The sequence below is a fragment of the Dyadobacter sp. 32 genome, assembly GCF_902506755.1.
Classification (GTDB): domain Bacteria; phylum Bacteroidota; class Bacteroidia; order Cytophagales; family Spirosomataceae; genus Dyadobacter.
Map to the genome: position 1 here is coordinate 475,852 of NZ_LR735258.1, position 12,828 is coordinate 488,679.

Genomic DNA, 12,828 nt, shown 5'->3' on the forward strand with positions numbered 1-12,828 from the left:
AACGAATGCATTGTCCAAAAAAGAAGATCGATACATTTTATTATAAAATAGCTTTGATTAGCGTTTAAACAAAATATAGAATAATGCCAGCTATTATATCAGTGATACCAGGACGTAACGGTAAATCGTACCCCACATATACAGTATGTTTCCATCACCGCCCCCCTCTTTCTAACATTTCTGGAGAGAGGAAAACCTAGACATTCCTTGAAGTATATAGAGAGAGACCGCTTATTCCTTCACAAACGACTTCGAACTACCGTCTCTAAATTTGATGATGTAAATGCCTGTTGGTAATTTTTTCACGTTTAAGAGTTGTTCGCTGGAAGCAATTTTGATCGTTTGCAAGAGTCTGCCGCCTGTATCATAAAGCTTGGCTTCACTATTGATCAGGTCGCTATCCAGGCTAAGGTTTAGCAGATCCGTGACCGGGTTTGGAAACAGGTTGATCCCGCCTTTGCCGTCACGGCTTAGAGTCAGTATACGACTGTAAGTAAATGTTCCATCTACATCGATCATTTTGAGACGATAATACATGATGCCTTTGTAAATAGTCCTGTCCGTATAATCATAGCTGTTATTGCCGGTGCTTATGGCAGGTATGGCCACTACCTTCAGGAAGTGGCGGCCGTCTCTGCTGCTTTCGAGCTCAAAGCTTTTGGTGTTGACTTCGTCAGCCGTTTCCCATTTAAGGTTGTTGGTGGTCGATTCCTGTGTTCCGGTGAATGATATCAGGCGCAATGGCAGGGCTGTACCGGCTGTTTTTACAAAAAAACCACTGAACCCGGTCACCTCAAAACTTACTTCCCAGCGGGCGGCTGTGCCGTTCCAAACCACACTGCCGTTCTTATCGACAGGTTTAAAGGTCTCCGGGGTAACGGCCGGATAGGTATTCGGCAAGCCTGAACCGTCGCTGCTCGTGCCCGAACGCTTTTCGATGCGCAGGTTTGGGATGTTGCCTTCGATATCGGTGGGGTTCTTGGGCAGTTGGGTGCTGCTGGCACCATTGAAATCATCAAACTCCTGCTGGGTGAAATACAGCGTGACCTTACCGGTCGCCGTGCCGGCATAGTCGGCTGGGGTGACGCCATCGGCGGTTACAGGTGTTATCTGGTAGTGACGCTTTACGTAGTTGCTGTGCTGGGTGGCATCGACCCATACCCGGGCGGTTACGTTGCCGCTTACGGGTGCAGGTGTTATGGGCAAAATATTGGCCACTACACGGCAAATGGAAGACGTGGCGGTAAGCATGGTGCTGCCACTTATGAGTGTTGTAGTCGCGTCGCCATTGATGGCCATTGTAGGCAAGGCATTGGCAGTTGCTAATATAGCAAAATCGTAATCAGCCTCATCGCAATCATCGCTGGCAATATGTACCGTGGCGGTTTTGGCTCCGATGGCGGAACCAGGCGCGAAGGTGACCGTGAAAGTAGTAGAGCTCCCCCCGGCAATGGATATTGGCAGAACAATGCCGCCAACCGTGAACATGGAAGCATCCGTCCCTGCCATGGTGATGGCGCCGCTGTTCAGTAGCAATGGCAGAGTGCCCGTAGTTTCGATGGTAAAGGTTTTGGTGATAGCACTGCTGCTGCAAGTGGTACCAAAATCGGTAAGGTCGGCTGTGGAAGGGACACTTTTTCCATCAGGTATGGAAACGCCGCTGCCTGTCAGGTTTATTTCACTACAAGCAGGGTTAGTGACCGTAAGGGCAAAGCTGGTAGTGGCAGCCGTGCAACTGCCATTATTTGTAGCCTTTACCGTAATGGTATAAATGCCGGCTGGTTTGGCATCAGTCACCTGTACCACGCCGGTCGCAGGGTCTGCCGACAATACTCCGGTAAAGTTGCTGCTTGTACTGGCTACCAAACTGGTGGTATTTGTAGGTATAGCACCAGGCGTAAAGCTGGTATTCTGCCCTGCCACCACGGTATTATTGGTGTAGTTGCCCAAAGTAGGTGTGTTTATCGTTAACGTAGCTGCCGTGGTGGTAGCACTTCCGCAAGTACCCGTCACCACGCAGGTGTACGAACCTGCATCGGTGGCGGTTAGGTTGGTTAATGATAAGGTGGATGCGTTATTGCCCACATTGGTGCCATTTTTTTCCCATTGGTACGATAAATTGACACCTGTGGCGGCCACGGTAAAGCTGGCATTGCTGCCTGTGCAAACCGTTTGCCCCGTTGGTGAAGAGGTAATGGCTGTTACAGCGTTTAAGGTAACTACTGTGGCAGCAGAGGTATTGGTACAGCCGTTTAAATTGGCCGTAACCGTATAGGAGGTATTAACTGCGGGGCTAACAGTAATAGCTGCCGTAGTGGCCGCGGTGGACCATGTAAAGCTGATGGGTGGGTTATCGTATGTATACTGGGCTTCCACCACCAGCATTTTGGTTGTAAGGTTGCATGGGTCACCACCAAACACAGTGTTATTTACAGGTATATCGACCGAGGTGTTGCCAATTATGTAAGGGCTTACAACCGAAACGGAATTAGCAGCGTGACAGGAAGATGTGCTGTAACTGCCGCAACTGCCGGAAGGCGTGCCATAGCTGGCAAATACAACTCCCGTAAAGTGCGCATTGGCTGGTGCTTGTATGCTAAGCGTTCCACCCTCGCTGGCCGTCGCGCAAATGCTGCCGCCTGCGCTGCTGCTGGCAGTTAAGGCAATATTATCGCCATTGCAAAGGGCTAATGCCTTATTGGCACTAATAGTTGGTACGGCAGGAAGAGCATTTACGGTAACCACAGTGGCGGCAGAGGTATTGGCACAGCCATTGGCATTGGTAACTGTAATGGTATAGCTGCCAGCTGTGGTAATGGTGATTGACTGGGAGGTGGCCCCGTCGCTGATAGGGTTGCCATTCAATTTCCATAAATAACTGTTGGCTCCTGCTGGTGCAGACAGTTTAACACTGCTGCCTGCGCAAAAATTGGTGGCGCCGGTAGCGGTGATGGTTGGCACCGATGGGTTTTGCAACACCTGAACCAACACATCGGTCCGTGTACTTGCACCATCGCTTAGCGTTTGCTGTACATAATAGTGAGTAGCTGCCGTTAAAGCAGGTGTGGTATAAGCAGCAGTACTGGCCAATAAATTACCTGCCGTGGTTGCGTCGTACCAGGCAAAGGCAGCGCCACTTACGCCAGCGGCGGTGAGTGTAGTGCTACTGCCGTTGCATATAAGAGTGGTGCCGGTAACGGATGGTGCTGCCAGAAAGGTGAAACTAGTACCACTTGTAGCAGTACCAGCAGGGGTGGTAACCGTAATGTTGCCATCGCTGCCACTGCTCACTGTGGCTGTGAGAGAATTCGTACCGTTAAAAACAACTGCTGTGGCATTTGTACCGCCAAATTTAACCGTGGCATCGCTGGTAAAATTGGTACCAATAATGGTAACAGTGTTACCCGTGCCCGTGGAGCCTGGAGTAAAAGAGTTAATGGTCGGCACACCGTAAGTGCTTACGCTTACGGTATTAGAATATGCTCCCGTATTGTTTAACGATGCTTCTGTATTATTGGCCCGTACCCTATAGTAATATTGATTGAGAGGCGAAAGACCGCCAATGGTAAGCGAAGTAGTACCTTCGTTTACCGATTGTGCAGTAACTATTTTGTTGTTAAAATCGACATCGGTAGCTACGTCCACTAAATAATTGGTAATTACTCCAAAACTTGACCTGGTCCAGTTGGCAGTAAACGATTTGGTTCCAATGCCTGTGGCCGCATTGGCTTCGCAAACAACACTTGCGTAACTATTGGAAGTGAAAATAGCGGAGCCATGATAGTAGCAATAAAAATTATGAGTTGCGTCCTGAAATCGACCGTTGGGAACATCGGCATTATCAAAATAAAAGAAGGCTCTATTGCTAAAATCTAAAATACCGCCATAGGGTTGATATTGCATCATATTAGCTGGTAGTGCATAGTTCTCCACCTTAACGTCGTCTATCAGCCCAAAAAACCAATCCGACCCATTTGACTCATTTTTACCTATATTAGCCAAATAATGATTGCCATCAAAAAGTACAGGGTTAGATGAGCCACTTGCGACTAAGCTGCCACTGCCCACCTCCCTTCCGTTTACATACACAACGTATTTATTGGCCGACGCTGAGACTGTATAACCTATATGGTACCATCGGTTTGCCTCGTATTTAAATGTGGCATTGGCACCTTCTTTTATCCAGCTAGTGCCATCGCCAATATTGGCTTGTATGGAGGTGCCGTTTACCAATTTCAGATCAAAACTATACTCTTTGCCCGTACCGTAGCGGCTGCTGATGATAGTCATGGTTCTGCCGGCAGTGGCATCGGGTCGTACCCAGGCTTCTACCGTAAATTCTTTGTCAACAACTTGTCCCGCTGCAAAATTGCAGTACTGGTTAATGCCATTTAATGCGATAGCTTGGTTAAACTGCGCCTTGCCGGCCTGAGCCAGCAGCAACAGGGCTCCACATATTACATAGAAGCTTATAATGGTATGAGTTGCCTTACACTCAATGCCAGGCAATAAGTACAGTAGTGGTTTTTTCATAAAGATGAGTTGGACATGGAGGGATGAGAAATCAAGTAATTTACATGCAGGATGATTTAGCCGGGTAGAAGGTTAACTACTCCGGTTTACGGCACGGCGTTCAACATTTCTTCCACGGTTGCCGTGGGTAGTATTTCGCCTTTTTGTATTTTTTTAAGCACCAGCCTGACCACGGCTTCGGCGGCCTGTATGGATGGAGTTAATTTTCCGGGCTGCGCCAATAGCAGGCCATTGTTTAATAGAAATTGGATGGTCAACAGCAACACAAGTCCGCAGCTCGTTGTTAAAAAAAATTTTTTCATAAAAAAGTCAATCTGCTATTTAATTGTGATTTCATCTGGGGTGTTGTGTGAGCGAGCTGGCTGCGAACAGCAGTCAGCATAAAAAGCGATGGCAAAAAACGGCTGTCCGCCGCCCAAAACCTAAAAAGGAGCATATATAAAGTGTATACAAAATGCAGAGAAAAATCACAACTCGTTGATTTTCAATAAAGAATTTTTTGTCTGTCTGCCATGAATAGAGATTAAGGTACTGAAACGTACAAAACTCAACGATTAAACTGCCGGGGAAGAAAGGTAGCCGGCCTTAGGTGGTTCGTTCGACCAGTTCAGCGAGAATAGCCTCGTCGCTATCTTGCCTGAAACGACAAAACCGAATATTTAACCCGCTGGAAGAGTAAGGTTATGGACTTCGAAAAGTTGGGAGCCTTGTCTTAGATGCCTCTTACTAAATGGCCATTTTTTTATTGAGCCTGGCTTTGGCCTGGCGAACGCTGGCAGGGTCAATATTCATGAGGGCTGCTACTTCCTTGGTGCTAAGGTTCATGTGGAAATAGGCGTATAACCTGATGTCGTTTTTTGTAAAGGAGGGATGCTTTGTCTGCAGATCGTCGAAAAAACGGGGGTGTACCTGCTCAAAATGCAGTTTGAACTTGCCCCAGTCCTCATCCAGGGACAGGTTGCTTTTTAATGCCGACTGCATCTCTTTCAGTCCGCCGCCTATGGTGTCGCCGGGGTATTGTTTGTTTATTTGTTTTATCTGGTTCTGCAGATCGGTAAGCAGCTTGTTTTTTTGTACCATGTACAATGCGTTGGCGGCCAGCTCTCGCTGGTTGGTTTCCAATTTTTGCTGCAAAGCCTTGTTGTCGTTTTTGTGGTGCAGTATATCGGCAGTTATTTGCGCGTTTTCCAGTTCTATCAATTGGTGTTTCAGCTGTATTTCACGTATGTCAAATGCCAGTTGCCGCGCCTCTATCTCACTGTTTTTCAGCTCTTTTTGTATTAACCGCATACGGGCCACCAGGGCCACCGAAAATACCAGGGCCTGCGATACTACTGCCATGTCGGGCAGTAACGAGGTTTCCACCTCGTACAGTTTTACAAACACATGGTACACCGATACAGCAACTATGCAACCCAGTGGCAGCACATTGGCCACCAAAAAAGTACCGGCAGCCGGCTGCTTGCGCCGGTATGCTACCACACCGGCACATAACATGGTGGCTGCAAGGGCTAGTACAACAATATTTTCGTAAAGCAGGGAATAGTCATTTACAAAAAACAGGCTTACATTAATAACAATCAACAGCACCGATGCCACCATATAGCTACCCAGGCCATACTTAAGTGCGACATCGAAGCGGGGCAGCAGCTGCCGGGTATTGAGGTACGACCGGGTGAGCTGCACAAACCCATACATCATTACCAGCACGCTGCCATGCATAAAAATGCTGCCGTAGTTGTAGGAATATAGCCAGCCATCGGCCTTTAAATCAAAAGTAAAAACCCTGCTTTCAAAAACCAGGTCAAAAAAATGCTTGTAAGCAGTAATGTACACCATGGCACCCAGTTGCGCTACCAGGTAGTACAAAATAGCCTTGTCCCTAAAGCTATAGTAGATGTACAGGTTATGCAGGAAAAAAAGTAGTAGTACGGTGATGGAAACCACCCAGGAAATCCAGAGTACCCGTTCCCTGCTATCGGCGGCCGCAAGCGAAGTGATGGTAATTTCTGGACGTAAGGCATGGCCAACTGTCTGTAGAACTTTTAAATCTAGTTTTACATACAATATATTGATAACGCCGCCCCCCTGCAGTACAAATGGCAAGTTGCCTTGCTTAAGACTTTTATCCGCAGCCACCATGATGCCAGCCTTGGTCGATACCCACGTTTGCGAATCGGCGTTGAAATAATACAAAGTGTTCTGTAAAACAGGTCTTACCCGCAGCATATATGGTTGGGTATAGTGCGATGGGTTGGCCAGCTTAATTTTAAGCCAGTAAGCGGAGGCCTGCTGTGGCCTGATAGAATCGTTTCGTACAAAATGTAGCGTGGTATCGGTAAGTACTTGCTCAAACGAATAGCCCTGGTCAGGAAGCAGGGTGTAGCTGTCTAGTTGGATGCGGGCGCTGTCGGTAAGTGTTAATATTTTCTGGGCAAAGCCAGCGATGCACGAAATCGAAAAGAAAATAATAAGAAGTAATTGGCCCAACGGTATACGCTTAATTAGATAATCAAAAATAGGGAAATTATCTAACAGACCGCTTATAGCCTGTAGTAAGGCGTGTAAAACTAAGCCCCGTTGCTCCAATGCAGGGTTAAATTAAACGTGTTGATTTTGTGGTAAGGCGAATACTGCCGGGGCAAAATAATATAAATAGACGCCTCCTGCGCCGTGAAACATTAAACCCGGTCTTTGACTAGCTGGTAAGCAACGTTGCCCACTATGAACAGAGCTTTAAGGTCGGTTGCCTTAAAAGATTGTCAGGGTTTGTCAAGTATTGTCGGAGGTGGTCGAGGATTGTCATTTCTGGTCATTGGTGGTCAGGTATTGTCAGGTTGCTGCCGCCATAACAACGCCTGACTATTTCCTGACCACAATGGCGACCTCCGTCCCTCTTTGCACCTCACCCCCTGCCCCCCTCTCCTTGCTGGAGAGGGGGAGTTGTCCTCACTCCTTCACAAACGACCCTGTACTGCCATCTTTAAATTTTATGATGTAAACGCCTGTTGGCAAGTTTTTTACATTTATAAGTTCCTCAGCGGAAGCAATTTTGATCGTTTGCAGCAGCTTGCCACTGGCATCGTAAAGCTTTGCCTCACTGTTGATCAGGCCGTTGTCCAGGCTGAGTGTCAGGTGATCGGTGGTTGGGTTGGGATACAGGTTTATCGCTCCTTTGCCTTCGCGGCTTAGCCACACCATCCTGCTGTAACTGAAAGTGCCATCGATATCGATCATTCTCAATCGGTAGTAAACAATGCCTTTGTAAATACTCCTGTCCGTGTACCCATAGCTGTTATCACCAGCACTCACCGCATCAATGGTGGCTACTTTTTCGAAGCTGCGGCCGTCTCTGCTGCTTTCGAGCTCAAAGCTCAGCGTGTTCACTTCGTCAGCAGTTTGCCATTTAAGGTTGTTGGTGGTCGCTTCCTGGGTTCCGGTGAATGATATCAGGCGCAGCGGCAGGGCCGTCCCGGCTGTTTTTACAAAAAAACCACTGAACCCGGTCACCTCAAAACTTATTTCCCAGCGGGCGGCGGTGCCATTCCAAACCACACTGCCGTTTTTATCGGCAGGCTTAAAGGTCTCAGGGGTAAGGGCTGGATAGGTGTTTGGGGAGCCGGAACCGTCACTGCTGATTCCTGAACGCTTTTCAATCCGGAGGTTTGGGATGTTTCCTTCTATATCGGTTGGATTCTTGGGTAGTTGGGTGCTGTTGGCCCCGTTGAAATCATCAAACTCCTCCTGTGTGAAATAGAGTGTTACCTTGCCGGTGGCCGTGCTGGCATTGGCGGCCGGGGTGATACCATCAGCGGTTACAGGTGTTATTTCATAATGACGCTTTACATATTTAGCGGGCTGCGTAGCATCCACCCACACGGTAGCGGCTATATTGCCTGCCACTGGCGAACTTCCCATTGATTGCAAACCGGCGACCTCTCTGCAACCAGAGCCATCGACCATCAGCAAGATACTTTGCCCGCTGGCAATGCTGCCATTACCCTCATTGGTATTGGCAGCCAGCATATCTGCGCCGGGGGTGCAGGTGTTGGTGGTAACCGAAACGGCATTGGAATAATTGCCCTGCCCCTCACCAATGGCTATATACGCCCGCACACGGTAGTAGTATTGAGTGCCACCCGCCAGCCCTGCAATGGCCAGACTTGTGGTGTTGCCCGCCGCTTCCAGGCTATCGCAGCCGGGTACGATCTGGGTGAAGGCAGCATCGGTGGCTACGGTTATCTTGTAGCCATCCGGCTGGCCCACCACGGGTGGGGTCCAGTTGGCAGTAAAGCCACGGCTGGCTACACTTGTAGCCGCCAGGGCAGTGGGTACCACCATGGCGTAACTGCCCACCCAGTTGCTGGTGTGGCCGTCGAGGGCGAAGTTGTAGAGCATGCCGTTGTTGTCTTTTAAAGATTGGTCATAGAGGGTGGTGATACCAGTGTTGTTTTGGGCGGGGAGACCTTGCTCGAAATCGTAGTAACTCAATAAGTCGTTATCATTTATACTGGGTTGCCCGTACATATCATAGCTTATGGCGGCAGACCTATTGCCACTGTAAATCTTCAGCTCATCCAGCGAGCCTTTGAAATAATGTGATAAGTCGTTATTGGCACCAATAGTTATAGTAGGTGCGTAGCGGTCACCATAAAAAAAATCACCTGCATCGCGGAACGCACTCGCTTCTTCCACACCATTAATAAATAAAGTAATAGCCATACGGGCTATGCCCTTATAAGGGTCCCCGTACCACACAACAGCCACGTGTACCCACTGACCGGTGTTTACATCTGATGTGGATACAACATTTAAAGTAGGAATGTCACTACCAAAAGAAAGCTTGCTCCCCAACAGGGATACGCCAAAATACCCCGCAGATGCAGCTTGGTAAGCATCCACTATACCTGTACCACTAGTCCATGGGTCGCCAGGGTTTCCAGCCCCGGTCTGTGTGGTCTTCATCCAAAATTCCATGGTAAATGTTCTGGACACGGGACTGTTTATCCTTATGTAATCATTTGCCCCATTAAAACTGATGGCATTGCCGGGTGGTACAAATGGTGTTGAAGGCGTTATCACCTTCATGGTGGGCGAATTAGCTCCCTGCCCTTTTACCGAGGCTTTATCGGCTCGCACTCTGTAATAATAAGGGGTAAGAGGGTTTAAGCCAGTAATAGCCAGCGACGTAGTTGTACCTGCCAGCGGTTTATTATTGTAGTCTGGAAGTATGTTAGTAAATGCCTGGTCAGTGGCCACGGTTAGTTTAAGGCTATCTACCACACCAAAGGATGGTAGAGACCAATTGGCTGTAAAGCTATTGGACATTAAGTTGGTAGCAGGATTTGTAATGCATACTATTGCATAGCTTTCTACCCAATTGCTGGTGTTGCCTTGAAGTGCAAAATTATTCAGTTGCCCTGCAATGGTTTGTATGCCAAAATTAACAAGTGTAGTGATTGCAGTATTATCAGAATTCAGTACTCCCTGATCAAAATGGTAAACTGACCGATTTCTATTAGATAAAGGTTCGGTAGAAGACATATCCTCAGTAATATTGGCACTTCTATCGGTCGACAAAAAACGCACCTCATCTAAGGTGCCATTAAAGAAAGTTCCCGGCGCAAAGCTGGTGGAGCAGCCCAATGTTATAAATTCTACCGCACTAAACCAACCATATGAGCTTACCCATGATTTTGCTTCCTGACGTCCATTTATAAAAAGTGTTAGGTTGCGTAGATTCATAGGTTCTCCATTGAATACCACTGCAACATGCACCCATTGACCAGTGTTCACATCGGACACTGATGTTACAGAATATTCCTGTATCTGAGTGAACTCATCTGTTTCGCCGGTACGTGCAATTATTTTGCCGTCTTTCAGATAAACGCCAAAATCCCTAACACCGCTACCAACCTCACCATCCACCAAACCCACGGCTACTCCATTGGTGTTTTGAGTCGTTTTCATCCAAAATTCCAAGGTAGAGATACTTATAAAGCGTTTTGTTGGGTTTCCTAGCAACCGTACGTAATCATCAATGCCATCAAACTGTAATGCATTGCCCGGAGCAGATGGGGCTGTGTAGTTAAATGCTGCAGGTAGGGTGTATCTTGTTCCATTTGTTACAGTTACATCACCCGTTGCGCCCTTACCTATTAAGGCTGTAATTTGTGTATTGCTTACCACGGTAAAAGATTCCGGCGGTATGCCGCCAAAGCTTATGGCGGTGGTGCCAGCAAAATCTTGGCCTGTAATGGTAACCGTTACGCCCGTGCCCGCAGCAGCTGGTGACACAGCTGTTATTTGAAGGTTAGATACATAGGTAAATGCAGCGGGCACGGTAAAGTTTGTACCGTTGGTTACTGTTACATCTCCCGTGGCCCCATTGCCTATTATGGCGTTAATGGTATTGTCGTTTACTATGGTGTAAGAAGTGGGTGCAGTGCCGCCAAAGCTTACCGCCGAAGCGTTGGTAAAGCCTTGGCCTGTAATGGTAACCACGGTGCCCATGCTACCAGTGGCGGGGCTAATGTCAGTAACCAGCAAGGGGCGTATAAATGTGAAATCGCTGGTTGAATAACCCGTACCTCCAGTAGTACTAATACCGATGGGGCCAGTGGTACCTGTACCAATGATGGCAGTAAGGGTATTGTCGTTTACCAAATTAAAAGAAGTGGCCGGAGTGCCTCCAAAACTTACTGCCGAGCTAAAGTTAAAATTGGTACCGCTAATCGTAACCGTTGTGCCTTCTTGCCCATACGTGGGGGTAAAACTGGTAATTTCCGGCAGTCCAACGGTTTTTACGGCAGTACCGGCAGTGAATGCCCCCTGGCCGGAAACGTCTGCCTTATCCGCCCTTACCCGGTAGTAATATTGCGTGCCGGGCTGCAGGCCTGTAATGGCAAGTGATGTTACATTACCCACGGTAGCTACGCTATCGTAGCCCGATACTACTTGGGTAAACGCGCCATCAGTCGCTACCATTACCTTAAAATTATCCACGCTGTTTAGCACGGGAGCCACCCAATTGGCCGTAAAACCAGTTGGAGTAATATCGCTAGCAGCGGCTGCAGTGGGAATTACCATGGAATAGCTTTTCACCCAATTGCTGGTACCGCCGGTAAGGGCAAAACCATTGAGGGTACCGTTAAGGCCATATTGCCCGCGGTCCATAAGGGTGCTTGCCGCAGAGTTGCCAGTATTATCGACCCCAGCTATGCCTTGGTCGTTACAATCATAATACATCAATAGGTCAGTGTTGATTGCTGGATTGGTAACGGGGCGGCTCATATCCGCTATTATCTGTTGTTGGGTGTGGGCTGTTCTCCACAATGTCACCTCGTCAATGCTGCCTAGCAATGGATTGCCGCCATTTGCTTCATTTATTTTTTTACCCAGACTTACCAAGGTATTTTGCCCGTAGTAGAAGGGGGATGCCACACTGCCCGGCAATTGATAGTCAGAAATAGTAAGAATGCCGTTTATATAAAGTGAGATTTTAGCATTGGCTGCAGTTAAGGCTATATGGTTCCAGTGAGAAGTAACCAGCCTGACATTCCTTGCATTAGGCGGACCAGTATTGGTTAAAATGTTGCGATCGAAACAGCCAACTTTTAGATTGGTAATATTGGCTACGGTAGAATAACTTAAAGAGAAAAGGTCTGGGCCTCCGTTAGGGTTAGAATTGCCAATCGCCATAATATTGAAATAACCTGCTGCGTCTATCTTTACCCAGGCCTCTATGGTAAATTCAGATGGAGGCACTAAAATAGGACTGGTGGTAAAAGTACCGGCTACGTAATCATCTACGCCATCGAAATGCAGCGCATTGCCCGGAGGCGTTTGCTGCGCCACTGCCAACTGGCATAACATACAGGCCGCCCACACAAGCAGGCTCGTTTTAATCGAAGTAAGTACTGTTTTCATAACATAGAGATGGTTTCGTTTATTTTCAATTTGTGCTTCGGTCACAGCTGGCCGCCGCGTTTTTTCATGGCTTCAATTTCATTTTGCGCTTGATGAAGAGCGTCCTTTGCTTTGCATATGGCATCGTCGAGTTCAACCAGTTTTAGCCTGTTGTGTTCCAGCCTTTGCTGCATGGCATTGATTGCTTCGCTGCTTTCTGCGTTGGGCAAACCGTTGTTGGTCTCGTTTGTTTCCAAAGTGTTGAAAAGGTTTACCGGTCTGTTATCACTTATAAATTGACAGGTGTTGTCAAGTATGGTCATGAGTAGTCAAGTGTTGTCAGGTATAGTCATTTGTAGTCATTTGTAGTCAAGTTTTGTCAAGGAT

General features: G+C 47.7%; 5 protein-coding genes. All 5 read right to left on the reverse strand.

The window, feature by feature from the left end:
• Positions 1-231 precede the first annotated feature (231 nt).
• The 5 genes from DYADSP32_RS01800 to DYADSP32_RS01820 all read right to left on the reverse strand — a co-directional run bounded on the left by DYADSP32_RS01800 (position 232) and on the right by DYADSP32_RS01820 (position 12,764).
• Positions 232-4,533, reverse strand: coding sequence for a LamG-like jellyroll fold domain-containing protein (locus DYADSP32_RS01800; protein WP_149244300.1), 4,302 nt, complete (start codon positions 4,531-4,533; stop codon positions 232-234).
• Positions 4,534-4,619: 86 nt separating this feature from the next.
• The gene (locus DYADSP32_RS01805) at positions 4,620-4,835 is read right to left on the reverse strand and encodes a hypothetical protein (RefSeq protein WP_149244299.1); all 216 of its coding nucleotides are present in this window, start codon (positions 4,833-4,835) and stop codon (positions 4,620-4,622) included.
• 424 nt (positions 4,836-5,259) lie between these two features.
• A complete protein-coding gene (locus DYADSP32_RS01810; RefSeq protein ID WP_149244298.1) occupies positions 5,260-7,023 on the reverse strand; it encodes a 7TM diverse intracellular signaling domain-containing protein in 1,764 nt (587 codons plus the stop codon).
• A 459-nt stretch (positions 7,024-7,482) separates the two neighbouring features.
• Entirely contained in the window at positions 7,483-12,462 is a 4,980-nt protein-coding gene (locus DYADSP32_RS01815; RefSeq protein WP_149244297.1) for a LamG-like jellyroll fold domain-containing protein, read from the reverse strand.
• Positions 12,463-12,503: 41 nt separating this feature from the next.
• The gene (locus tag DYADSP32_RS01820; protein ID WP_149244296.1) at positions 12,504-12,764 is read right to left on the reverse strand and encodes a hypothetical protein; all 261 of its coding nucleotides are present in this window, start codon (positions 12,762-12,764) and stop codon (positions 12,504-12,506) included.
• Positions 12,765-12,828 lie beyond the last annotated feature (64 nt).

Bases quoted from the DNA above. Each gene is read 5' to 3' on its own strand.
- DYADSP32_RS01815 (WP_149244297.1), bottom strand. From the start codon at position 12,462: ATGAAAACAGTACTTACTTCGATTAAAACGAGCCTGCTTGTGTGGGCG.
- DYADSP32_RS01805 (WP_149244299.1), bottom strand. From the start codon at position 4,835: ATGAAAAAATTTTTTTTAACAACGAGCTGCGGACTTGTGTTGCTGTTG.
- DYADSP32_RS01800 (WP_149244300.1), bottom strand. From the start codon at position 4,533: ATGAAAAAACCACTACTGTACTTATTGCCTGGCATTGAGTGTAAGGCA.
- DYADSP32_RS01820 (WP_149244296.1), bottom strand. From the start codon at position 12,764: ATGACCATACTTGACAACACCTGTCAATTTATAAGTGATAACAGACCG.